This window comes from Bradyrhizobium sp. USDA 3315 (assembly GCF_054056795.1).
The window spans coordinates 4,813,349-4,835,674 of sequence record NZ_JBSRYP010000001.1 but is presented as its reverse complement, the minus strand read 5'-3'; the positions used below and the strand labels follow the sequence as shown (position 1 = coordinate 4,835,674).

Below are 22,326 nucleotides of genomic sequence, written 5' to 3'. Positions count from 1 at the left end.
ATGCGAATATCCTTCGCTTATGCCAATACGTATACACTAATTGACATTATAACGCAATACGCATACATTCGACCTCATCGAAGACCAACTTCGCATGCCAAGGAGCCGAAATGAGCGATTGGGGTATGCAAAAGGCCGCCCTGGGCGATCGCCTCGCGGCCGGCCGACAGCACGCCAGGGGGAAGGTCGTTCCGATCCCGAACCTTCCCGCATTTCTGAAGGCGGTCATCCGGTCAGGCGACCGGGTGTGCCTGGAGGGCGACAATCAGAAGCAGGCCGATATCCTCGCCTCGGCGCTCGCGAACCTCGATGCCCGGGATGTCCATGACCTGCACATGGTGCAATCGGGCGTGGTCCTGCCCTCCCACCTCGACATCTTCGAGAAGGGCATCGCGCGGCGGCTCGACTTCTCCTATTCGGGCCCGCAATCGGCGCGCATCGCGCGCATGCTGTTCGGCGGCAAGATCGAGCTCGGCGCGGTCCATACCTATCTCGAGCTGTTCGCGCGCTACTTCATCGACCTCACGCCGAACGTCGCGCTGATCGCAGCGGTCAGCGCCGACAAGGACGGCAACCTCTATACGGGACCGAACACCGAGGACACGCCGACGGTGGTCGAGGCGACCAGCTACAAGAACGGTCTCGTCGTGGCGCAGGTCACCGAGATCGTCGACAAGGTGCCTCGCGTCGACATTCCCGGCGACCTCGTGCATTTCGTGGTCGAGGCCGGCCGCCCCTTCTATGTCGAGCCGCTCTTCACCCGCGATCCCGCCGCCATCACCGAGACCCAGATCCTGACGGCGATGCTCGCCATCAAGGGCATCTACGCGCCCTACGGCGTGCGTCGGCTCAATCATGGCATCGGCTTCAACACCGCCGCGATCGAGTTGCTGCTGCCGACCTATGGCGAGAAGCTCGGCCTCAAGGGCAAGGTCTGCACCCACTTCGCGCTCAATCCGCATCCCACGATGATTCCGGCGATCGAAGCCGGATGGGTGGAGCAGATCCATTGCTTCGGATCGGAAGTCGGCATGGAGGATTACGTCGCGGCGCGCCCGGACGTGTTCTTCACCGGGCCCGACGGCTCGCTGCGCTCCAATCGCGCCTTCTGCCAGACCGCAGGCCTCTATGCCTGCGACATGTTCATCGGATCGACGCTGCAAATCGACCTCGAAGGCCACAGCTCGACGGTGACGACCAGCCGCATCGCCGGGTTCGGCGGCGCGCCCAACATGGGATCCGATCCGCGCGGCCGCCGCCACCCGAGCGAACCTTGGCTCAAGGCCGGCGCGGAGGCGGCGCCCGATTCCGACGCCGCGCTGCGCCGCGGCCGCAAGCTGGTGGTGCAGATCGGCGAGACCTTTGGCGAGCGCAACGCGCCGCTGTTCGTCGAGCGGCTCGATGCGCTTGAGCTGGCAAGCGCGCTCAAGCTCGATCTCGCGCCTGTCATGGTCTACTCCGATGACGTCACCCACATCGTCACCGAGGAAGGCATCGCCAACCTGCTGATGTGCCGCACCAAGGACGAGCGCGAGCAGGCGATCCGCGGTGTTGCCGGCTACACCGACATCGGACGAGGACGCGATGCGAAGCTGGTCGAACAGCTCAGGCAACGCGGCGTGATCCAGCGCCCCGAAGATCTCGGCATTGATCCGCTCGACGCCGACCGCCGTCTGCTGGCCGCCCGCTCGATCAAGGATCTCATGCTGGCTTCCGGTGGCCTCTATCGTCCGCCCAGCCGCTTCCGCAACTGGTGAGGAGTTTTGCATGGAAACGCTCAGCTTCAGACTATCTGCCCCGACACGTGCCGGCGGCACCCGCATGCAGGCGATCGTCGGCGTCGTCGCCTCCGGCAATCTCGAGGTGCTGCTGGAACGCGCTTCACCGGTCGACACCTGCATGATCGACATCACGACTGCGGCCCACGGCTTCGGCGCGGTGTGGGACGCCGTCGTTCGCGACTTCGTCGCTCGCCGCCCTGCCGGCGGCTTGCGCATTTCCATCAATGACGGCGGCGCTCGGCCGGACACAGTCGCCCTGCGCCTCGCCCAGGGGATCCGCAAGATCGAGGAGCCGGAATGATGACGCAGGTGGCAGCCAACAATGTTTCGCTGAGCTGGTACGAGGCGAGTGCACGGCAACGTATCGACGCGCTGGTCGATACTGGCAGCTTTGCCGAATTTATCGGTCCCGAGCAGCGCGAGATGAGCCCGCATCTGGCGATCTTCGACCTGCCGGAGCAGTTCGACGACGGCATCGTCATCGGACGCGGCCGCCTCGACGGCTCGCCGGTGCTCGTCGCCGCACAGGAAGGACGCTTCATGGGCGGCGCCTTCGGCGAGGTCCACGGCGCCAAGCTCACCGGCCTCTTACGCGCGGCCCGCGCGTTGCGCCATGACGTGCTGATCCTGTTCGACACCGGCGGCGTGCGCCTTCAGGAGGCCAATGCCGGCGAGCTCGCCATCGCGGAGATCATGCGCGCGATCATCGAGGCGCGGCGCGCCGACATGAACGTGATCGGACTGATCGGTGGACGCGCCGGATGCTATGGCGGCGGCAGCCTGATCGCCGGCACCTGCTCACGCCTGATCGTCTCCGAACAGGGCCGGATCAGCGTCAGCGGCCCCGAGGTGATCGAGACCAACAAGGGCATCGAGGAATTCGACTCGCGCGACCGCGCGCTGGTCTGGCGCACCATGGGCGGCAAGCACCGCTATCTGATCGGCGGTGCCGACACATTCGTCGACGACGAAGCGCTGGCGTTTCGCGAGGCCGCGATCGCGGCGCTCAAGACTGGCAGAGGATGCAACGTGGCGGCGCTCGAAGCCGAGCAGACACGCCTCGAGCGGCGGCTGCAGCGTTTTGGCGAGGCCGAGGACGCCGTCGAGATCTGGCAGGCGCTCGGCATCGACAATCCGACCGATGTTCCCGCACTTCCGACCGGCGCGTTCCTTCGCGTGGCCAACAACAGGGAGAACGCCGATGACGCTCGATGACATCCTGGCTGGTCTGTTTCCGAACGGCAGCAAGATCGACGTCGCCGGCACAACAATCACCGGAAGGGCGATCCTTGCCGGCGGTAAACCGATACACGTGCTCGGCATCACGCAAGGACAGCCCTTCGGCGTGGACGAAGCCATCGTGCTCGCTGGGCGCGTGATCGAGATCGTCAAGTCAGGAGATCGGGCGCCGATTCTCTTCCTGGTGGATTCCTCAAGCCAGCGCATGAGCAAGCGCGACGAATTGCTCGGCCTCAGCGAATATCTGTCGCATCTCGCCAAGGCCCTGCTGCTGGCCCAAGCCGAAGGACACAGTACCGTCGGCCTGCTCTACGGCGGCAGCGCCGCCGGCGCGTTCATCGCCACCGCGCTTGCGACCGGCACGCTTGTGGCGCTACCCGGCGCGCATCCCGCGGTGATGGATCTGCCGTCGATGGCGCGGGTCACCAAACTGCCGATCGACGTCCTCAAGGCCAAGGCGCAGGCGACACCGGTGTTCGCGCCCGGTCTCGACAACATGGTGCAAACGGGCGGCGTTCACGTTGTCTGGGACGAGGCCGCGCCGCTGGCGCCGCAGCTTTCGGCGGTGCTGCAGCAGGCGCAAGGACAAGATGATCGTGGCCGGCTCGGCGCTGAGCGCGGCGGACGGCGGAAAGCTGCCGAGATCGCCGACCGGGTCGTCACGCTCGCAGCGTCCGCACCGCTGGGAACGCAACATGGCTGACGCGCTGGATCGCCACACCATGGTGAAAGTCTCGGCCGCGGCATGGAGCGCTGCCATGCGCCGCTATCCCGAACTCGCCGATGAGCCAATCATCGCCGGCTGGGCGCGCGCGGATCGTCCGCTCATCGTCCGGCGGCCGGCTTGCAGCGATGCGGCCGGCACGATTCCGCTCGGCCTCCCGCTACCGCCGAGCCACGGCAAACGGCGCATCGCAGTCTCGCTCGCCGCGGTCGATATCGTCACGTCCGCGCCGCCGCCGTTGTTGGCCGATGCCGCCGTCGCGGCGCCCGCGGCCTGGCACGTGACCATCGAAAAGCTCCTTAAGCTTCTGCCGGAGACCCGCACCTATGGCAGCCTGGTCTGGCAGCACCTCACCGGCCTGCCCTATCTTTCGGACAGTTCGGATCTCGATCTGCTCTGGCCGCTGTCGTCGGTGAAGCAGTCGGAATCTCTGTTGTCCGACATCGCGCGGATCGCGAAAAAAGCGCCGATGCGGCTGGACGGTGAAATCACAGGTCCTGCCGGAGGCGTTCAATGGCGCGAGCTGACCGGCGCTGACACGGACGAAGTCCTCGTGAAGGGGCCGGCAGGCGTCACCACGACAACGCGCGCGGCCTTCATTGCAGGTCTGGTGTCATGACCCTTGCGCGCAAATGGCAATCACGGCCGGGATGCGCACTTGATGCGGAGCAGATTGGCCATCTTGCTTCACTTTGCCTGAAGCTCGAAGTCGAGACCTATCCGAAGCCCGGCCTTGTCAGCCATGTCGACAATGGCGCGCATCGCGACATGGACGCCGCCCTGTTGTGCCTGAGCGCCGCGACCCTGATGTCGTTCTTCAGCGAGCTCGCCGCGGCGGGCGCCGAGGGCGCGGGCATGAACCGGCTGCGCGCCATCGGCGTTGCCGCGGAGCGCGGGATGCTGGCTGCGACATGTGGCGTGAACACGCATCGGGGCGCGATCTTCGGGGTGGGTCTGCTCTGCGCCGCGGCCGGCTACCGGAATGCCGTCGGAATTCGCAAATCACTGGGCCGGCTGGTTGCGGAGCGTTGGGGCGAAGACATCCTGTCGGGCCCGGTATCGCTGCGCAGCCATGGCGCAGTGGCCGGGCGGCGGTACGGCGCCGGCGGCGCCAGGGCGGAGGCTGCCTGTGGTTTCCCCTCCGTCTATGACATCGCCCTCCCCGCGCTGCATGCGACGCGCGAGCTCTCGCCGCATGATGAGGAAGCCGTGCGCGTTCAGACCTGCATGAGGCTGATCGCTGAGGTCACCGACACCAACGTGCTGCATCGGGGTGGAGCGGAAGGGCTGCGCTTCGCGCGAGAAAGTGCCGCCAGCTTCCTTGCCGCCGGCGGCGTAGGGTCGTCGGATTGGCACCGGCGCGCGGCCGACATTCACAAGGCGTTCGTCGCCCGCAATCTCAGCCCTGGCGGCTCCGCGGACCTGCTGGCGATGGCGCTGTTCGTCGATCGGCTGGAAGTCTGATGTTGGCACTGCTCTGCGGCGGACAAGGTACGCTCTCGGACAAGATTTTCGATCTTGTCGCGGACCAGCCCGCTGCGGAGCCTGTTTTTGCTGCGGCAACCACCTTTCTTGGTGTGGATCCGCGGCAGTTCGTCAGGACGCGGGCCGCGGACGAACTCTCCTTCAATCATTCCAGCCAGATCCTGACCGTCACATCGGCTCTCGCGATCCACGCCTGCATCGCGGACCTGCTGACTGAGCAGACCGCCGTCACCGGCTACAGCGTCGGTGAGATGGCTGCCTGGAGCATCGCGGGAATTTGGAGCGCCGACGAAGCTTTGCGGCTCACGGATATCCGCGCCCGGCTGATGGAAAGCGCGGCGGGGCCCGATGGCCGCCTGGGTTATGTTCGCGGGCTCGACCGGGCTGCGCTCGAAGCTCTGCTTGCAAAACATCACTGCGAGATCGCGATCCGGAATCCCGACCTTCTCGTCGTCATCGGAGGCGCGGACCGGGATGTCATCGCGCTCTGCGCCGAGGCCGCCAAGGAGGGCGCGCGCGCGGGCCTTCTCGCCGTGAAGATCGCCTCGCACACCTCAAGGCTCGCATCGGCCTGCAAACCGCTTCAGCAGGCGCTCGATGCCAGCAGGCACACGCCCATCGCAAGTCAGCGCGTGCTGCTTGCTGGCGGCGACGGCGAGCGCATCTTCGCGGCCGAAGGCGCCACGGCGAAGCTGGCAAACCAGGTCGCCCATCCCATCGACTGGGCGACGACACTGGAGGCGCTCGCGGAGCTCGGCGTCACCGAGGTGCTGGACCTCGGCCCCGGCCATGCGCTGGCGGAGATGATGCGCGCCTCCCAGCCTTCCATACGCTGCTACGCCGCCGACGGATTTCGCACGGTCGATGGTTTGCGAAGTTGGTTTCGATTAGAATAGCCAAGGGCCGAAAATGGCCAGGTGCGTAGCTGCCAAACTGTTCCAATCGTGAATCGTGCGCATAAGGTCGAGGAAGCTCAGCACGAGCCGCGCGAGGCCGCTCGGTTGCAAGGCACCGCCGCCTATCCACAGGAAGTGCAACATCTAACGGTTTTGCTCGAGCGGCAGGACCATTCCGCGCGAAGAACTCGAACGGTGCGTGTTGGCCGGATTGAAGGACCGAATGATGGCGCCGGAGGTGGTTGCCGAGGCGACGCCTTGAGGTCGATGGTATTCGTGTTAAAGTCAATAAGGCAAGGAATTTTAGTGAAAGCTATGAGCACAAAGAAGAAACCTCCGCGCGATCGACGGCCGACCGGAACTGGAATCCAGCCGTCGGTTCGGCGTCGCCTTCCACCAAAAGCTCGCTCGGAAATGATCCTAAATGCTGCGATATCGTTCTTTGCCGAACGCGGCTTCGACGGTCAGCTCAAAGATCTGGCCGAAATGATCGGCGTCTCGCAGGCCCTGATTTTCTCCTATTTCGGAAGCAAGCAGGTACTTATCGAACGTGTCTATGAGAAGGTCTATGTCGCGCGGTGGAAGACCAGTTGGTACGATACCCTTATTGATCAGACCAAGCCGCTCGAGCAGCGGCTGAATGAATACTACAAGGATTATTTGGCCGCCATCGATGAACCAATTTGGATTCGCATAGTGCTTTATTCGGGGCTGGCCGGAAACGAGTTGACGCATCGTTACGTTTCTGGACGCGTGGAAAAGCTTCTCAGAGTGATCGTTTCGGAGATCTACAAGACGTTCCGTTTTTCCAAGAGAGACTTTCCGGAGAGCGAGCTCTACGAAGCCGTCTGGGACGTTCAGGCGTCGTTTCTTTACGGCCTGGTCCGGAAGCATGTTTGGAAGTTGCCGGTCATGGCGAATTCAGACCACCTCGTGGAGCTAAGAATCCGTCATTTCATCGAGGCACTGAGAGCCCGCGAGTTGGCGGCAATCGGCTCCAACGGCGCGTCCTCCCGTCTTCGTGGCACTCATGGGAAATTTGCCGGAGCCGGTGCCTCGTCCAAATAGAATCAATCGATCTTGGACGCGGCGGATTGGACCATCATGGCCCGGTGTTTATCTTTTCCTTCGGGGCCTAGTCGGCGAATGTGACCAACTGGAGTTCAATCGCCTTGCGCTAGGCCTCTCCAAACCACCAACTTAGTCACGCGACTCGCTCCAACCGCTGGCGACTATGATGGGCACGTACCGTACCTCTCCCCTATGCAATCGAAGAAATCAGCAAAGGATATACCGCTCCAAGACATCAAGCCCTCACTATTGAGCGGTAGCTCCGCCATCAACACGCAAACTGGTGCCTGTCACCATCCGAGCCGCGGTCGAAGCGAGGTAAACAATGGCTTCAGCAACATCTTCGCCCGTGGCAACGTGCTTCAACGGAATCGTGGCCATTGCAAACGCTCGATATGCCGGATCGGCCAAGAATGGGCGCGTCATTGGCGTTGCGACGATGGTAGGTGCGACGGCGTTGACGCGAATTTTCTGGGGTGCGAGCTCGATGGCCATCCCCTTCGCGAGCCCCTCGATTGCATGCTTGGTCATGCAGTACACCGAACGTTTTGGCGCCCTCACATGTCCCATCTGCGACGAAACGTGAATGATCGAGTCCCCTCGGCCCAGAGCAATCATCCGTAACGCCGCAGCACGCGATACTTGGAAGGCAGACCTGACGTTCAAGTTGAGAAGGAGGTCGAGCGTCTTGTCATCGACCTCCGCAAGATCTTGAAGCTGGTTCGTGCCCGCATTATTCACCAGAACGTCGAGCTGGTCCATTTTACCAATGGCCTCGACGAATTCCCGCGACGTCACGTCGAAGACCAGGGGTGTCAACGCACGCGGTGCTGCTGCCGCTTCACGTACCAGCTCGTCCAGGTCGGAGCGCGTCCTGCGAGACCGCCATGACCCTCGCCCCAGCGTCAGCACAGGCGAGCGCCGCGGCCCGACCTATTCCTCTTCCCGCCCCGATTATCAACACGGTCAGGTCGCGGAGCGGGACGGCGCGGTTCCGAGTTGACGGCTCGGAAGCGGCTCTTTGCTGTAAGCTTGTTGACGTTTCTTAAAACTACTATTTGTAGGATCCCTTGAGCGCGAGAATGGTGCGAGCTTCGTTGGGCATTGCGGTGTCGAATCTAGGCGACCGATAGATGCGTCGACATCGATGGCGTACGGATCGCCCCCGTCATGATGACCTTTCGATCGCCGGTCATGGCTGACGTTCCGCTTTGACTAGTCCAAGACCAAATCTGAGTTCGTCGAATCGATGATTGCGACTGCCCTGGTCCAACCCGCGGAGCCACCACGGATCTTCACGGGGAAACAGCAAACCTGGAAGCCTTTCGCGGGAAGACTCTCCAGATTGTGGAGCTTCTCGAGGTGGCAGTAGCCAATCTCCATGCCGGCTCGATGGCCCTCCCAGATGATGCTTGGATCTTTGGTTTTAGCGTAGCGCTCTGCCATGTACTTGAATGGCGCATCCCACCCCCAAGCATCAGTGCCCGTTAGCCGGACTCCGTGCTCCAGTAGGTACAACGTCGCCTCACGGCCCATCCCGATGCCGACATCAACATAGTCCGGAAAACCATACCGGGAGCTTGCGCGGGTGTTTACAAGGACGATATCGAGCGGCTCAAGCCTGTGATGAATCCGCTTCAATTCCGCTTTCACGTCCTCGGCCGTCACCACATACCCGTCGGGAAGATGACGGAAGTCCAGCTTTACACCTCGTTGGAAACACCATTCGAGCGGCACTTCGTCAATTGTGATCGCTCGTTTCCCTCGATCCATGGTCGTGTGGTAGTGATAGGGGGCGTCGAGATGCGTTCCGCTATGCGTCCGAAGCTTGACCGTCTCGTTGCTCCAACCTTCGCCGCCGGGAAGTTGATCCACTGTCAACCCCGGGAAGAAGCGAAGAATTTCCGGAACGTTGCTTTTGGGATCCTGATACTCGATCTTCGGCCCGAAGCCCGGCTGGTCAACGGGCGTGTCGTTGTCCAATGCGATCGAGATGTCGATGAATTGACGTGCCATTACCCACTCCTCTTGATGATGACCAAGTCCGCACCATTAGCGCCGGTCAGAAGCGGCTTCCCGGACGGCAGCAAGCGCCATCGACTTTTTCGTGAGCGCCTGGTCCTCGAGCAACCTGCTATCGAGGGATTGAATTGACCGTCCCTTGGTCTCAATGCCAAGGACAAGGAATGTGACGGCGGCTAATGCAAACCAAGCTGCGAGGTACAGGTAAGCCGGGACAATTGCCGCAACGGTGGCCTGAGGACTGACGACGTTCGATGAGCCCACAATCCACGCCAGGCCGAGCGGTCCGATGATCTTGCCAATTCCGCCAAAGCCATATGCCGATCCCATGCCGGTCGCGCGCAGCCAAGACGGCCAGACTTCGGCGGCATATGGCCCGACGACAGCAAATCCTCCGTCGATAAACACATTCGCCACGATGAGCGTTAGCCAGAATACAGACAACGGACCGAGAAACGCGTCGTGGAAGGAGGCCGCTAATGCCAGAGTGATAGCCGCGCCCAAGCCCAGCAACACTCCTGACGGGCGCCGCCCGATGTAATCAGCAAGCCAAGCGAAGAGAAGGCGACCCGCCAATCCGCCCAGGCTAATTGCCGCCATGTACCAAGCAGCCGAAGCCGGAGGAATCTGAAGAACCAGCACGAGGAGCGTCGGGGCCCACATCGTGAACCCATAGTTTCCGGTCTGCACACCGAGGTTTGTGATCCAAGAAAGCAGGAGACTGCGCGGATAACGCACGAGATCCCGCAAGCGCGCCGGAGGCTGCACGACCGATTCCGACGAAGCTACAGTCGGCGGCAACGTTTCAGGCTTAACAGCCAAAGCCCAGGCCACGCTCTCGCGCGCCTTTTCCGTGCGACCACGTGACAAAAGCCAGCGCGGCGACTCGGGTACCCAAGCACGAACCAGGAGAAGGAGGAAGGCCGGGGCCATGCCGAGGATAAATAGACCTCGCCATCCGATCAGTGAAGTTAAAGTTGCAGCGGCAAGTGAAGCCAGAAGCAAGCCGACAGGAATGGATGCCGTTACAAGACCCCCGACACGCCCGCGGAGGCGTCCTGGAACGAATTCCAGAACGAGGGGCACATCGACGCAGTACAGGCCGCCGGCTCCGAATCCGACAAAGAAGCGCATGATTGAGAGATAGAGCCAAGCACCATCCTGAGTGAGAACCATCGCGCCTGTTGCAACCGCGAAGGTCACAATCGTCGCCGAGAAGACAAATCGGCGACCGATCCCGTCGGCAAGCCTCCCCCAAAAGATTGCACCGAGCATCGCTCCGATGCCCGACGACAGCAGTACCGTCGCCGACTGACCGAACGTGAGCCCCCATGGCTTCACGATGAAAGCAAGCACGAAGCCGATAAGGAAGAGGTCGAAAAAGTCGAGCATGTTACCCGCAATGGCGGATCCAATCAGTTTGATCTGATTCCTCGTCAGTGAGCTTTGTCGCTCCAAACGCTCCAGCATGTGCCCTCCTCTACTCCCAAGGTCGCGCTTTTATTATTGAGTCGGTATATAATAACGATCAGGCAGGAGCAAGCATTACTCAAGTCAAACTCAATAAGGCAATAAGGATTGTGCGACAGGACGTTCGGCCCGGAAAAATGGGCGGCGGCGCAAGGTTACCGATTGATCCACATCAGGAGCGTACCTTGCCGCGGCTGGCGTAATCTGGCATCGCGGCCATAGATAGGAAGCATTGGGCACGACCGACTTCACGTCAGACACTGCGATGAACTCAGGGTCATCGGGGCGTACGGATCGAATGGTCGTCACGCTCACCCATGATCGCTGCCCTATGTGTTCTTCAGCGCGACGCGGAATTCGGCCTCGGTCTTGGCCTTGACCTCGTCGAGCGTGACGCCGTCGGCGAGCTCGATCAGCGCCATGCCGTCCTTGCCGTGCTTGTCGATGGTGAACACCGTCAAATCCGTGACGACCATGTCGACCACGCGTTCGCCGGTCAGCGGCAGGTTGCACTGCTTGAGCAGCTTCGGACCGTCCTTGGCGGAATGCTCCATCACGACCACGACGCGCTTGACGCCGGCGACGAGGTCCATGGCGCCGCCCATGCCCTTCACCATCTTGCCGGGGATCATCCAGTTGGCGAGGTCGCCGTTCTGCGCCACCTGCATGGCGCCGAGGATCGACAGATCGATATGGCCGCCGCGCACCATGCCGAAGGAATCGGCCGACGAGAAATAGCTGGTCGAGGGCAGCTCGCTCACGGTCTGCTTGCCGGCGTTGATCAGGTCGGCGTCGACCTCGTCCTCATAGGGGAACGGGCCCATGCCGAGCATGCCGTTCTCGCTCTGCAGGCTGACGTCGATGCCGTCGGGGATGTAGTTCGAGACCAGCGTCGGAATGCCGATGCCGAGATTGACGTAATAGCCGTCGCGCAACTCCTTGGCGGCGCGGGCGGCCATCTGTTCACGGGTCCAGGCCATGTGGCTCTCCTGAAGGATTATGTTTTAGGCGGCGGGCCGCGGACGGGTGTTGCGGAACTCGATCCGCTTCTTGCCGGTCCCGACCTCGACGATGCGTTTGACGAAGATGCCGGGGGTATGGATGTGGTCCGGATCGATCTCGCCGGCCGGCACCAAGTGCTCGACCTCGGCGACGGTGACCTTCGCCGCGGTGGCCATCATCGGGTTAAAGTTGCGCGCGGTCTTGCGGTAGACCAGATTGCCGGCGGTGTCGCCCTTCCAGGCATGGACGATGGCGACGTCGGCGAACAGGCCGCGCTCCATGATGTACTTCTCGCCGTCGAATTCCTTCACTTCCTTGCCCTCGGCAATCAGCGTGCCGACGCCGGTCTTGGTGTAGAAGGCCGGGATTCCGGCGCCGCCAGCGCGGATGCGCTCGGCCAGCGTGCCCTGCGGGTTGAACTCGAGCTCGAGCTCGCCGGCGAGATACTGTTGGGCGAACAGCTTGTTCTCGCCGACATAGGACGAAATCATCTTCTTGATCTGGCGGGTCTCCAGCAGCCGGCTGAGGCCGATGCCGTCGACGCCGGCATTGTTGGAGACGACGGTGAGGCCCTTGACGCCGGACTCGCGGATCGCGTCGGACAGGGTCTCGGCGATGCCGCAGAGGCCGAAGCCGCCCGACATGATCATCATGCCGTCCTTGAGAATGCCATCGAGAGCCGACTTGGCGTCGGGATAGACCTTGTTCATGTAACGCCACCTTGCGAGAGAAAGAAGCCGGGATTGTCGCGCATTCCAGACATGCCCCAGCAATTTGCGCTTTCACTAGCGAGCATTTTGGTCACACCGCGCGTACGCCATTCACGAAATTCTCAGCCTCCAGCTTGAGATAAAATCAACGCACGATCTTTTGACATTGCGAATTGTCTGTTCGCAGTGAGGGCGATTGCTTCATTCGAAACTGAATTTCGCTGATCGATTGGACCGAAGTGTCGTCCTCTCGTTGTAGGATCGGCCTCAACTCGATTAGGAAATCTTTCGAATCGATTTATGGTGAACGGTTAGCAACGATCAGGCCGGCGGCCGGCCAAAACGGAGTTGGCCCGCACTGAGAGAATCAGCTCTGGAGGACTTGAGGCAATGGAGCTACATACGAGGCGTCGATCGAGCCACCGGTCCGAGACATCGCGATCGAGGGGCAACGCAGTCGGTTTAGCAGTGCATTTGATGCCCCCGTAGATCTGTCTCTTGCGGGCGATATACCGATCGCCCGCAAATTCGCTTGAGACACTACCGGTTCACCATCGCCTGACGGATGAGGCCACGCAGCTTCGCCGGCGTCAACGGCAAGAAATCCGCCTTGACTCCGAATGGCTTCAACGCGTCCTCGATTGCGCTGGCAATGGCGGGCGGGGCGCCCATCCTGCCACCCTCGCCGCCGCCTTTGATGCCGTATTCGGTAAAGGGTGACGGCGTTACCACATGGCCGACGCGGATATTCGGCGGCACCTCGTGGACACTGGGCAGAATATAATCGGCGAAGTTTGCATTCAGGAACTGGCCATCGTCGGCGTACTTGTACTCTTCATAGATCGCTGAACCGATCCCCTGCGCCGTGCCGCCCCGAACATGGCCCGCGAGTGTCATCGGGTTCACGATCGTTCCGCAGTCATGCACCGCGACATAGTCGAGAAACTTGACCTTGCCGGTCTCAACATCAACCTCCACGACCGGCATGTGACACATATGGCCCATGATCGGATAGAAGATGCCCAGATCCTTACGGTCCTCCGACGGCATGGTAGTCAGCGGATGGTCGTAGGTGCAGGACGCATCAAGTCCCGTGTCGAAGTCCGGCGTGTCCGGGAACGAGAGACGGAAGAAATGCGCCATCATTGCAAGATCGGCGATGGACTTTTCAACGCCTTGCCGCCCTTTGACCCTGATCTTTCCGTCGAACAATTCCATGTCGGAAGGGTCGGCGTCCAGCAGGTGAGCCGCGAGCAGAAACAGCTTCGTCCTGATCACTTGAGAGGCAGAGACGATGGCCCCGGCCACCATCACTGTGAAGCGACTTCCCCCCGGTCCGGTGCCCGCTATGCCACTATCGGTATCAGCGTACGTGACCGAGATATTTGCAGGATCCATGGTCAGATGCTCGGCCAAGAGCATGGTCGCCATGGTTTCCGGACTGTTGCCCCAGAAAGGAGCCTGAAGGGTAATCACAGCGTTGCCGGTCGGATCGATCTTGACCTTCACCCCCTCGGGCGATGAAGTCAGCGCAAAACCCGCCTCGTGGTTCAGCATCCAGAACTCAGTTGCCGAAAAAACCGAGCGCTCCTGGCAGGTAGCAAGTCCGATTCCAATATAGCGCCCCTCCTTGCGAGCCTCTTCCTGCTTCTTCCGCCAGCCATCGTAATCGAGCATCTGCAGCGCCCTATCGAGCACGGCTGGATAATTGCCGCTGTCATAGAGATTGCCGGTGGGGATGAAATAGGGAAACTGCTCGGGCTTGATGAAATTCCTGCGCCGGAACTCCACTGGATCGAAGCCGAACTCGGCACACGCCGCGTCGACCATCCGTTCCATAACGTAGTTTGACACCTCCGAACCGAAGCCGCGATACGCGCCCTGCTGGCATTTGTTCGTCATGACGGCGGTGATATCGGCCTCGACACTGCCGATCTGATAAGGACCGGTGATCTGCGACAACGCGTTGCCATGGTGCCCGATGCCAAACTGGAAGTAGGCGCCGTAGTCGTCAATCACCTTGCAGCGCATCGATATCATATTGTCGTTTTCATCGAGAGCGAGTTCGCAATCGTAGAAACGGTCCGAGCCGTGATGGTCGCAAGCCAGGATGTTGTCGGCGCGGTCCTCAATGTATTTCACCGGTCGCCCGGTTTCGCGAGCCAGAACCGCCGAGATCACCGGCACCTTGTGAAGGAAAAGCTTTGAGCCGAAGCTGCCGCCAGCGATTGTGGGCACGATGTTGAGCTTGTGGACCGGCACACCCAGCGTGACCGCCAGAAGCCATCCCACATAATTGTACATCGAACTGTTCACGTGAATCGTGAACTTACCCGTCGCGCTGTCGTGCTCGCTGACGGCGCCGCAGGTCTCCAACGGCTGGGCACCCGATCGGGGCCAGCGGAGCGAGCGTTTGACAACCCGCTTTGCGCGGGCGAAGTCGCCCGCAACATCACCGAACGAGAACTTGCGGTGCATTGCGACGTTGGTGTCGCCACGCGCGGGATGCAGCACCCCCTCCCCCGTCGCGTGCATCGCCTTATGCGGATCGTTCATCGGTGGCAGCGGCTCGTACTCGACTTCGATCAGACGCGCCGCGTCCTCCGCGATATAACGACTGTCAGCCGCGATGATCGCCACCGGCTCCCCGACGTGACGGACACGGTCGACTGCAACACAGCGTTGTTCCACCGGCGGGTTTGAAAAACAGGGCAACGGTCCGGTCGATCTCGCCACGTCCTCGCCTGTCATCACCGCAACGACACCCGGCAATGCACGCGCCGCGGAAGCATCAATCGATATGATACGAGCGTGAGCGTGAGGGCTAGACAGAGTGGCCGCATGCAGCATGCCGGGCAGGCTCACATCGTCGGCATAGCGGCCCTGACCGGTCAGGAGGCGCGGGTCTTCGACGCGCTTCATGTCGGAGCCGATCCACTTTGTCTTTTGGCCTGGCTTTTCGCGCTGGCGGCTTACGGGGATACGTGTGGTCTGGTCGTTCATCTCACGCCTCCGCCTTTTGCGATTTCAGAAGTGTGGCCGCGTGCTCGATCGCGTCTACGATTGTCTGGTAGCCGGTGCAGCGGCAAAGATTTCCGCTGATCGCTTCGATGATGTCTTCCCGTTTGGGATTCGGATTACTGGCCAGAAACTCCTCGGCTCGCATCAGCATGCCGGGAGTGCAATAGCCGCACTGCAAGCCGTGTTTTTCCCAGAATGCTTGCTGGATCGGATGAAGCGCGCCTTGTCTGCCGAGGGCCTCCACAGTGCGAATATCATGTCCCTCTGCTTGTACTGCAAAGGTCAAGCAGGATCGTGCGGTCTTGCCGTCGATTTGAACCGTGCAGGCGCCACATACGCCATGTTCGCATCCGACATGGGTGCCGGTAAGCCGAGCGACCTGTCGAATGAAATCCGACAGAAGCATGCGGGGCTCAACCTGACCGGAATAGGTCGCACCATTGATCGTTAGCTCTATTTTCTGCGTCTGCATCGTGCCCCCCCCTACTTAACCGCTATCCTGACCGCGCCGGTCAGAACGCGACGCGACATGGCCCGCACAAGGTCGAGCTTGTACGTGGCATCGGCATGGATGTCGTCGTTTGGATCAGCATTGACGACCGCAAGTTCGGCCACCTCCGCCAAAAGACGATCGTTTGGAATGGCACCTTCCAGCCTCGCTTCCACCGCAGCCACCCTCCGCTTTCGGTCGCCGGCGCCGGTGAGGCCGAAACGCACATTCGACAAGCGTCCCTCCCGCATCGAGAGCCGGCAGCCAGCGGAGACGATGGCGAAATCGCCCTTGCGCTGTGACATCTCTTCAAAAGCATAGCCTTCGCCTGCGGCCTGGATCGGAATGCGGATCTCGGTTAGCATCTCGGCAGATCCGACTTGCGTTTCGAAGGCGTCGATGAAGAAATTGTCAGCCGGCACCACGCGTTCGCCACGCGCACCTCGGATGACCATCGATGCGTCAAGAAGCGTGAGAACCAGCGGCATTTCGGACGCGGGATCTGCGTGGCAAATGTTGCCACCAAGTGTCCCGCGATTGCGGATCGTGTGGTGTGCCACGCTCTGATACGCGACAATGAGCATCGGACAAGCCGATGCCGGGGGGCCCGCCCCCATGATGGCGTTGTGGGTCGCCAGCGCGCCGATCCGAAGAATCCCATCTTCGACCCGGACATACCTCAGATTGGCGAGATTCCCGACGTCAACGAGCAGGTCCGGCGTCGCCAGCCCCAAGTTCATCATCGGAATCAGACTTTGTCCGCCGGCCAGCAGTCGCGCCCCCTCTCCATGCCTGGTAAGTGCCGCGATGGCATCCTCGATCGAACTGGCACGATGATATTCGAATGGCGACGGCTTCATTCGGATCCTCCCGGCGATCTATTTATTGACCATCTGCTCATCAATTTTTCGCAATGTCAATATTTATTGACGCCTCCTTCACCAAGGAAGGATCAAGCACCAACCTCTGGAGGTCAGAGTCGCGGCAACCGCCCAACAAGAAATAGCCGCACCATCTGTTCGACATACGCGTCCTGGGCGGGCGCAGTCGGGGTTCTGAAGATGTGCTTGCGGATCAGGTAGTAGATGAACGTCGAGTGCAGCATCCAGACCTGCTCCATCTCCATAACGCCCACGCCCGCAGCAAGCGCCTCGCGCGACTCGTGGCGCAACTCCAGCGCGATCGCCTCCATCAGGAAAGAGACGTTGTCGCGGATATATTGGGAAGTCAGGTCATTTCCGGACAGACCGGAGAAAAGCGCTATCCGGATCCAGACATACTCATCCACGGTCTGAAGATACGACAGGTAGAACTCGAAAAGCCGCTTTTCCAAAGGCTCGGCCCTGTTCTTCAGCTTCCTTTCCCACTCCGGCCGCCACCGCTGGAGAAAGGTCGTTTCGTAGACCCGCTGAATCAGCCTCTCCTTCGAACCAAAGTACTTGAAGATCAGGCCCTGAGATATTCCGGAGCGCTTGGCCAGGTCGCGGATATTGGCTTCAAAGCCATGCTCGGCAAAAAAGCGCGTTGCATCATCAAGGATCATCCGCTCACGCTCGTGCGGCGGCAGACGGCTTCTGACCGACCGATTGGCCTCGTGATCTCCACTCTGGACAGAAGCGGCATCACGCGCGCGCCTGCCCTGCCGGGCAGAAGCTGCAGGCCGGCCCGCGGACCTAGCTTTCATCAGTCATCATCCTTGGTTTTTCGGCCGAACTTTCCAGCACTTGTCAACGCGCTGTCAATGGCCAACCAAAAACTATTGACCAAGTGCTCACTAACGAGTAGAGACACGGAAAGAGATACGAATTGCAGCAAGGGAGAAACCAGCCATGAGCGCGAACGGGAAGGTCATCATTACTTGTGCGGTGACCGGCTCAATTCATACGCCCAGCATGTCACCCCATCTCCCGATCACGCCGGACGAGATCGTGACGGACGCGCTGAAGGCCGCGGAAGCGGGAGCCTCGATCTTGCATCTGCACGCGCGTAACCCTCAGGACGGTCGGCCCGACCAAACGCCGGAGGGCTTCGCCCGCTTTCTGTCGCGCATCAAGCAAAGCACCGACGCCGTGATCAACATTACGACGGGCGGCAGCCCTTTCATGAAGGTCGACGAGCGCGTCCTGCCGGCGGCAACCTTCAAGCCGGAGGTCGCTTCGCTCAACATGGGTTCGATGAACTTCGGCCTGTTCCCGCTCCTGGAGAAATACAAGGAATTCAGATTCGACTGGGAACGCCAGCACCTGGAGAACACCCGCGACCTGGTGTTCCGCAACTCGTTCAAGGACATCGAGTACATCCTCGAGACCTGCTACGCGAACAACACGCGCTTCGAGTTCGAGTGCTACGACATCGCCCATCTTTATAACGTCAAGCATTTCGTCGAACGCGGACTGATCAAGCCGCCGTTCTTTGTGCAATCGGTCTTCGGCATCCTGGGAGGGATAGGCACCCATCCTGAGGACGTGATGCACATGAAGCGAACCGCCGACCGCCTGTTCGGCAACCAGTATCGCTGGTCGGTGCTGGGCGCCGGCGCGTCGCAACTGCGAATCGGCGCGATGGCGGTCGCCATGGGCGGCAACATTCGCGTGGGACTTGAAGACTCGCTGTGGGCCGGCAAAGGCAGGCTCGCTCAATCCAGTGCTGAACAGGTGAGCTTCGCCCGAAAGATCATCGAGGGCCACGGGCTGGAGGTCGCGACCCCCGACGAAGCGCGTGAGATGCTTTCGTTGAAGGGCGCGGACCGGGTGAACTTCTGAGTGATCGATGGAGAGTCCAATGCAGAAACCGGTGTCGAAGGAAGCAATCCATGAAGCGGCCGAAGTGCTGTCGAACTGGGGCCGATGGGGCGAGGACGATCAGCTAGGAACGATCAACCATGTCACGCCGGCCGACATCGTCGCTGCGGCGGGACTGATCCGTCGAGGCAAGGTCTTCAGCCTTGGCCTCTCCCTCAAGGAGAAAATCCAGTCTGGCCTTTTCGGCGTGCGCTGGAATCCGGTACATCTCATGCTTGCGACGGGCACCGATGCCCTCGCGGGAAACCAGACCAGCCCGAACATCCAATATGCGGATGATTCCATCTCCATGCCCTGCCAGGGCTCGACGCAGTGGGACGCGCTATGCCACGTGTTTCTCGACGGCAAGATGTACAATGGCTATTCGGCAGCGCTCGTGGACAGCCTGGGCGGCCGGAAACTTGGCATCGAGCACATGCGTAACAAGATGGTCGGGCGGGGTGTCTTGTTGGATATCGCGCGCTGGAAAGGAGTCGACTGGCTCGAAGATGGCTACGGCATAACCAGTTCCGACCTGAATGATTGTGCGAAGGCGCAAGGCGTGGAAATTCGCAAAGGCGATTTCGTGATCGTCCGCACGGGCCACCAGGAACGGTGCCTCTCGCAAGGCAGCTGGGTGGGATACGCGGGAGGCGATGCGCCAGGTCTGGCCTTCGAGACTGCCTATTGGATCCGGAAAACGGACATCGCGGCGATCTGCGCGGACACTTGGGGCTGCGAAGTCCGCCCGAACGAAACGACCGAAGCCTATCAGCCCTGGCACTGGGTCGTGATCCCGGCGATCGGCGTATCGATGGGTGAGATTTTCTACGTGAAGGAACTGGCGGAGGATTGTGCGATCGACAAGGTCTATGAATTCTTCTTTGTCGCTCCGCCGCTGCACCTTCCAGGTGGCGCCGGATCGCCCGTCAATCCACAAGCGATCAAATAGGCGCATGGCCTTCAATCTGGCGATAGACAAGGGAGGGCGACATGGAGTTGTGCGATGAAGTGGCGATCGACGCATCGCCCATGCACATCTATGCGGCCCTCAACGACGTTGAAGTACTCAAGCGGTGCATTCCCGGATGTGAAGAACTTCAACGGCTGTCCGGTACTGAACTGGAGGCGCGGGTTGTCCTTAGGATCGGCCCAATCAAGGCCCGCTTCAGCGGCACGGTCAAGTTGGATCAGAGCGGCGCGCCCGAGTCTTTTTCGCTGTCGGGGCATGGCAACGGTGGGCTGGCGGGTCACGTACGGGGCGGTGCACAAGTAACTCTTGCTGCTGATGGACCTGATCGGACCATCCTGCGATACGGAGCCCGCGCCGAGGTCGGCGGTAAACTTGCGCAATTGGGAGGTCGGATTGTTCAGTCTACGGCACGCGCAATTTCCGCACGGTTCTTCGAGACCTTCGCAGTCGTCGTCGGCGGAAAAGATCAGCTCAACCTGCCCGCTTCGGCCGAAATCGTAGGAAATTCCGCGCATCCCCAAGATTGATACATCGGGTTCGAAATCTTCGTTCGCGGCGCACCGGCGCGAGGCTATCCGTGCCCTTCATCGCCAAATCGGTCACCCACAAGCAGTTACTGATATCCAACGTATGGTGATGGATGCCGTGCAGATGGCACGCCGAGAGAGGTCGATCATGATGTTGAAATCGCCTTGGCCTCGTACGCCGATCATGATCGCTGCCGATACGGCGAGTGCCACACCCAATCCGAACTTGACCGACAGGGTCCATAGGCTCCCAGCGTCATCAGCACTCCGTGAGCGGTCGGCCTGAAGCAAATGAGGGCTGAGCGGTGCCAGCAAATGAAGTACCCCAATCCGGAAAACTGGTCACCGACAACTCGCCATAGGGCTTCGACCGTGCTGGTGGAATTGCGAGAGCTGCGCTGGGCGATCGTCGCGTCTCAGCACCGAAGCTTGCGCCAAGCCGCAGAGACGCTCAGAATCAAGCAGCCGACTCTCAGTCGTCGCCTGCGAGAGCTCGATTACAAGTTGGGCGTTCCCCTCTTCAAGCGCACTAACGGTGGCACGCGACCGACCGTCGAGGGGCAGGAATTCCTAGATGCTGCCCAACGCATCTTGGATGATACGGAAGCAATCGCGATTCGTCTCAAAAACCGCGCGCGTGGCGAGAGTGGTCGATTGACTATTGGCATCCACACGTCCCTCTCGGTCGGCAATCTACGGGCCACCCTTCTCGAGCACCGGCGCCGCTTCCCCGAAGTCGAAACGCATCTCGTTGACGGATTGAGCGACCATCTAATCTCCGACCTCGCGAGCACCGCCATTGACGTCGCCTTCGTGGCCGAGCCCAATCCAAGGTGGAGCGACAGGTCATTGTTGCTCTGGAGCGAGCGTATCGTTGCGGCTCTCCCCGCGAACCATCCGCTGACAGGCCGTGACGTGATTCACTGGGGCGAACTGAGGCACGAATCCCTGTTAATGTCACAGCGCGGCCCGGGACCGGAATTTCTGAATCTTCTCATCAGCAAACTGGGAACCTTCGACCCTTGCCCGCTGCTTTGCCATGATGTGGGGCTCGACCGCCTCCTCTCCTTGGTCGGCGTGGGTTGGGGCATTCTACTGATATTGGAAAGTGCGACTGGCGCAACCTATCCGGATGTCACCTTCCGCGGGGTGCATGATGCCGAAGGACCGACGCGCATGAGCTTCCGCGCATACTGGCGGCAGGCCAACGGCAATCCCTCGTTGCGTCCGTTCCTTGATCTGCTTCGCGAGCGCTATCCGGACCTCTCGGGTAAGCCAGGGACGAAATGAGCAGCATTCCGTCGGGCCTTCGCAAACGCTCGGTCGGCTGCCAAGAAATGCTCGATCATCGGCGCGATCAACTTGGCAGGGTCGGTCGGCGTCGTCCGCCTGCGCTTTGCGTCAGAGCGTCGGCGTAGCTTTTTGAGATCCCTAAAGACCGCCGCCAGCAGCTCGATCGTGAGCTTTACCGGCTTGTAGTTTTCAAACGACCCAAGCTTGATCTTCATCATGGTGTTCTTCCCTTCCAGTAGGGGGCCAGTACCGCATCGCGCGTTACAATCACGCGGACTGAGAACTCTGACTTGACGATACCGCTACAGAAGGCCAACGCATTGATGGGTCCTCATCGTAAATCTCGCAAAGATTCGAATCGGAGATGATAGCTCTTCCCTGCTTGGTAGGCTCCTTGCCACCATGATCGGGCTTGCGGCGTACGCGCGTGCTGATCTTCCTCCGGCTCGACGGTGCGATCACTTCGTATACATCGACAAATTTCAGAGTTTTATCACGCTCGCGCCCACAAACATGCTCTCGGAACTGCGCAAGTATCCGGCCGCCCATCAGCACCTGCATCAACTGGATCCAAACATTCGCCATACCGTTCTCGGCAACGTCGGGATTAATCATTCTTTCCGAGTCGGTGCCGAGGATGCGCCCTACCCTGCCCACGAATTTCAGTCCCGCTTTGACGCGGGTGATTTCCTCAACCTCGAAAATCATCACATGTATCTCAAGCTCATGATCAACGGCATGCCAAGCCGGCCATTCAGCGAGGTGACGATAAAGCGTAACAGTGAGGTGTTTCTGATATCATGACTTGAAGCGCAATCGTGTGATGTGCTCCATGCGCCGCC

At 60.7% G+C, this 22,326-nt stretch carries 23 protein-coding genes; 12 read left to right on the top strand and 11 right to left on the bottom strand.

The genetic code is table 11. From position 1 onward, the window contains the following. The first annotated feature begins 110 nt into the window (after window positions 1–110). The 8 genes from mdcA to ACVIYL_RS22245 all read left to right on the top strand — a co-directional run bounded on the left by mdcA (window position 111) and on the right by ACVIYL_RS22245 (window position 7,193). Complete coding sequence (gene mdcA / locus ACVIYL_RS22280; protein WP_456779776.1) at window positions 111–1,757, top strand: malonate decarboxylase subunit alpha; 1,647 nt, start codon at window positions 111–113, stop codon at window positions 1,755–1,757. A 10-nt stretch (window positions 1,758–1,767) separates the two neighbouring features. After that, a complete protein-coding gene (mdcC, locus tag ACVIYL_RS22275; protein ID WP_456779775.1) occupies window positions 1,768–2,082 on the top strand; it encodes a malonate decarboxylase acyl carrier protein in 315 nt (104 codons plus the stop codon). Continuing rightward, window positions 2,082–2,996 (top strand): biotin-independent malonate decarboxylase subunit beta, encoded by a 915-nt coding sequence (locus ACVIYL_RS22270; RefSeq protein WP_456779774.1) that lies wholly within the window; start codon window positions 2,082–2,084, stop codon window positions 2,994–2,996. The genes mdcC and ACVIYL_RS22270 overlap by 1 nt, the downstream gene beginning before the upstream one ends. Further along, window positions 2,983–3,723: a biotin-independent malonate decarboxylase subunit gamma gene (gene mdcE, locus ACVIYL_RS22265; protein WP_456779773.1), complete on the top strand. Its 741-nt coding sequence runs from the start codon at window positions 2,983–2,985 to the stop codon at window positions 3,721–3,723. Before ACVIYL_RS22270 ends, mdcE begins: the two co-directional genes overlap by 14 nt. Continuing rightward, window positions 3,611–4,363: a malonate decarboxylase holo-[acyl-carrier-protein] synthase gene (gene mdcG, locus ACVIYL_RS22260; RefSeq protein WP_456779772.1), complete on the top strand. Its 753-nt coding sequence runs from the start codon at window positions 3,611–3,613 to the stop codon at window positions 4,361–4,363. Before mdcE ends, mdcG begins: the two co-directional genes overlap by 113 nt. After that, on the top strand, window positions 4,360–5,208 hold the full coding sequence (gene mdcB, locus ACVIYL_RS22255; RefSeq protein WP_456779771.1) for a triphosphoribosyl-dephospho-CoA synthase MdcB: 849 nt from the start codon (window positions 4,360–4,362) through the stop codon (window positions 5,206–5,208). Before mdcG ends, mdcB begins: the two co-directional genes overlap by 4 nt. Next, window positions 5,208–6,125, top strand: coding sequence for an acyltransferase domain-containing protein (locus tag ACVIYL_RS22250; RefSeq protein ID WP_456779770.1), 918 nt, complete (start codon window positions 5,208–5,210; stop codon window positions 6,123–6,125). Before mdcB ends, ACVIYL_RS22250 begins: the two co-directional genes overlap by 1 nt. A gap of 315 nt (window positions 6,126–6,440) precedes the next feature. After that, window positions 6,441–7,193, top strand: coding sequence for a TetR/AcrR family transcriptional regulator (locus ACVIYL_RS22245; protein WP_456779769.1), 753 nt, complete (start codon window positions 6,441–6,443; stop codon window positions 7,191–7,193). A 249-nt stretch (window positions 7,194–7,442) separates the two neighbouring features. On the opposite strand, the gene ACVIYL_RS22240 is transcribed toward ACVIYL_RS22245, so the two are convergent. From ACVIYL_RS22240 to ACVIYL_RS22200, 9 genes are all read right to left on the bottom strand, one after another. Next, on the bottom strand, window positions 7,443–8,015 hold the full coding sequence (locus ACVIYL_RS22240) for an SDR family NAD(P)-dependent oxidoreductase (protein WP_456779768.1): 573 nt from the start codon (window positions 8,013–8,015) through the stop codon (window positions 7,443–7,445). Between the two features lie 396 nt (window positions 8,016–8,411). Beyond that, window positions 8,412–9,212: a cyclase family protein gene (locus ACVIYL_RS22235; RefSeq protein ID WP_456779767.1), complete on the bottom strand. Its 801-nt coding sequence runs from the start codon at window positions 9,210–9,212 to the stop codon at window positions 8,412–8,414. 36 nt (window positions 9,213–9,248) lie between these two features. Continuing rightward, entirely contained in the window at window positions 9,249–10,688 is a 1,440-nt protein-coding gene (locus ACVIYL_RS22230; protein WP_456779766.1) for an MFS transporter, read from the bottom strand. 329 nt (window positions 10,689–11,017) lie between these two features. Next, on the bottom strand, window positions 11,018–11,668 hold the full coding sequence (locus ACVIYL_RS22225; RefSeq protein ID WP_456779765.1) for a 3-oxoacid CoA-transferase subunit B: 651 nt from the start codon (window positions 11,666–11,668) through the stop codon (window positions 11,018–11,020). A 24-nt stretch (window positions 11,669–11,692) separates the two neighbouring features. After that, window positions 11,693–12,400: a CoA transferase subunit A gene (locus ACVIYL_RS22220; RefSeq protein WP_456779764.1), complete on the bottom strand. Its 708-nt coding sequence runs from the start codon at window positions 12,398–12,400 to the stop codon at window positions 11,693–11,695. 540 nt (window positions 12,401–12,940) lie between these two features. Then, entirely contained in the window at window positions 12,941–15,403 is a 2,463-nt protein-coding gene (locus ACVIYL_RS22215) for a xanthine dehydrogenase family protein molybdopterin-binding subunit (RefSeq protein ID WP_456779763.1), read from the bottom strand. A 1-nt stretch (window position 15,404) separates the two neighbouring features. Beyond that, a complete protein-coding gene (locus ACVIYL_RS22210; RefSeq protein WP_456779762.1) occupies window positions 15,405–15,893 on the bottom strand; it encodes a (2Fe-2S)-binding protein in 489 nt (162 codons plus the stop codon). 11 nt (window positions 15,894–15,904) lie between these two features. Next, window positions 15,905–16,771, bottom strand: a complete 867-nt coding sequence (locus ACVIYL_RS22205; RefSeq protein WP_456779761.1) for an FAD binding domain-containing protein — start codon at window positions 16,769–16,771, stop codon at window positions 15,905–15,907. A gap of 113 nt (window positions 16,772–16,884) precedes the next feature. Further along, window positions 16,885–17,595, bottom strand: a complete 711-nt coding sequence (locus ACVIYL_RS22200; protein WP_456779760.1) for a TetR/AcrR family transcriptional regulator — start codon at window positions 17,593–17,595, stop codon at window positions 16,885–16,887. A 145-nt stretch (window positions 17,596–17,740) separates the two neighbouring features. Here ACVIYL_RS22200 and ACVIYL_RS22195 point away from each other — a divergent pair, with 145 nt between their 5' ends. From ACVIYL_RS22195 to ACVIYL_RS22180, 4 genes are all read left to right on the top strand, one after another. Next, entirely contained in the window at window positions 17,741–18,673 is a 933-nt protein-coding gene (locus ACVIYL_RS22195) for a 3-keto-5-aminohexanoate cleavage protein (RefSeq protein ID WP_456779759.1), read from the top strand. Between the two features lie 19 nt (window positions 18,674–18,692). Further along, window positions 18,693–19,643 (top strand): cyclase family protein, encoded by a 951-nt coding sequence (locus tag ACVIYL_RS22190; RefSeq protein WP_456779758.1) that lies wholly within the window; start codon window positions 18,693–18,695, stop codon window positions 19,641–19,643. Between the two features lie 41 nt (window positions 19,644–19,684). Beyond that, on the top strand, window positions 19,685–20,191 hold the full coding sequence (locus tag ACVIYL_RS22185) for a CoxG family protein (protein ID WP_456779757.1): 507 nt from the start codon (window positions 19,685–19,687) through the stop codon (window positions 20,189–20,191). Between the two features lie 315 nt (window positions 20,192–20,506). Next, entirely contained in the window at window positions 20,507–21,481 is a 975-nt protein-coding gene (locus tag ACVIYL_RS22180) for a LysR substrate-binding domain-containing protein (protein ID WP_456779756.1), read from the top strand. Here ACVIYL_RS22180 and ACVIYL_RS22175 read toward each other — a convergent pair. Beyond that, on the bottom strand, window positions 21,445–21,702 hold the full coding sequence (locus tag ACVIYL_RS22175; RefSeq protein ID WP_456779755.1) for a DUF2274 domain-containing protein: 258 nt from the start codon (window positions 21,700–21,702) through the stop codon (window positions 21,445–21,447). The genes ACVIYL_RS22180 and ACVIYL_RS22175 overlap by 37 nt on opposite strands. Window positions 21,703–21,751: 49 nt before the next feature. Next, complete coding sequence (locus ACVIYL_RS22170; RefSeq protein ID WP_456779754.1) at window positions 21,752–22,192, bottom strand: hypothetical protein; 441 nt, start codon at window positions 22,190–22,192, stop codon at window positions 21,752–21,754. Window positions 22,193–22,326 lie beyond the last annotated feature (134 nt).

Bases quoted from the DNA above. Each gene is read 5' to 3' on its own strand.
- mdcA (WP_456779776.1), top strand. From the start codon at position 111: ATGAGCGATTGGGGTATGCAAAAGGCCGCCCTGGGCGATCGCCTCGCG.
- mdcC (WP_456779775.1), top strand. From the start codon at position 1,768: ATGGAAACGCTCAGCTTCAGACTATCTGCCCCGACACGTGCCGGCGGC.
- ACVIYL_RS22270 (WP_456779774.1), top strand. From the start codon at position 2,082: ATGACGCAGGTGGCAGCCAACAATGTTTCGCTGAGCTGGTACGAGGCG.
- mdcE (WP_456779773.1), top strand. From the start codon at position 2,983: ATGACGCTCGATGACATCCTGGCTGGTCTGTTTCCGAACGGCAGCAAG.
- mdcG (WP_456779772.1), top strand. From the start codon at position 3,611: ATGATCGTGGCCGGCTCGGCGCTGAGCGCGGCGGACGGCGGAAAGCTG.
- mdcB (WP_456779771.1), top strand. From the start codon at position 4,360: ATGACCCTTGCGCGCAAATGGCAATCACGGCCGGGATGCGCACTTGAT.
- ACVIYL_RS22250 (WP_456779770.1), top strand. From the start codon at position 5,208: ATGTTGGCACTGCTCTGCGGCGGACAAGGTACGCTCTCGGACAAGATT.
- ACVIYL_RS22245 (WP_456779769.1), top strand. From the start codon at position 6,441: ATGAGCACAAAGAAGAAACCTCCGCGCGATCGACGGCCGACCGGAACT.
- ACVIYL_RS22235 (WP_456779767.1), bottom strand. From the start codon at position 9,212: ATGGCACGTCAATTCATCGACATCTCGATCGCATTGGACAACGACACG.
- ACVIYL_RS22230 (WP_456779766.1), bottom strand. From the start codon at position 10,688: ATGCTGGAGCGTTTGGAGCGACAAAGCTCACTGACGAGGAATCAGATC.
- ACVIYL_RS22225 (WP_456779765.1), bottom strand. From the start codon at position 11,668: ATGGCCTGGACCCGTGAACAGATGGCCGCCCGCGCCGCCAAGGAGTTG.
- ACVIYL_RS22220 (WP_456779764.1), bottom strand. From the start codon at position 12,400: ATGAACAAGGTCTATCCCGACGCCAAGTCGGCTCTCGATGGCATTCTC.
- ACVIYL_RS22215 (WP_456779763.1), bottom strand. From the start codon at position 15,403: ATGAACGACCAGACCACACGTATCCCCGTAAGCCGCCAGCGCGAAAAG.
- ACVIYL_RS22210 (WP_456779762.1), bottom strand. From the start codon at position 15,893: ATGCAGACGCAGAAAATAGAGCTAACGATCAATGGTGCGACCTATTCC.
- ACVIYL_RS22205 (WP_456779761.1), bottom strand. From the start codon at position 16,771: ATGAAGCCGTCGCCATTCGAATATCATCGTGCCAGTTCGATCGAGGAT.
- ACVIYL_RS22200 (WP_456779760.1), bottom strand. From the start codon at position 17,595: ATGAAAGCTAGGTCCGCGGGCCGGCCTGCAGCTTCTGCCCGGCAGGGC.
- ACVIYL_RS22195 (WP_456779759.1), top strand. From the start codon at position 17,741: ATGAGCGCGAACGGGAAGGTCATCATTACTTGTGCGGTGACCGGCTCA.
- ACVIYL_RS22190 (WP_456779758.1), top strand. From the start codon at position 18,693: ATGCAGAAACCGGTGTCGAAGGAAGCAATCCATGAAGCGGCCGAAGTG.
- ACVIYL_RS22185 (WP_456779757.1), top strand. From the start codon at position 19,685: ATGGAGTTGTGCGATGAAGTGGCGATCGACGCATCGCCCATGCACATC.
- ACVIYL_RS22180 (WP_456779756.1), top strand. From the start codon at position 20,507: ATGAAGTACCCCAATCCGGAAAACTGGTCACCGACAACTCGCCATAGG.
- ACVIYL_RS22175 (WP_456779755.1), bottom strand. From the start codon at position 21,702: ATGATGAAGATCAAGCTTGGGTCGTTTGAAAACTACAAGCCGGTAAAG.
- ACVIYL_RS22170 (WP_456779754.1), bottom strand. From the start codon at position 22,192: ATGATTTTCGAGGTTGAGGAAATCACCCGCGTCAAAGCGGGACTGAAA.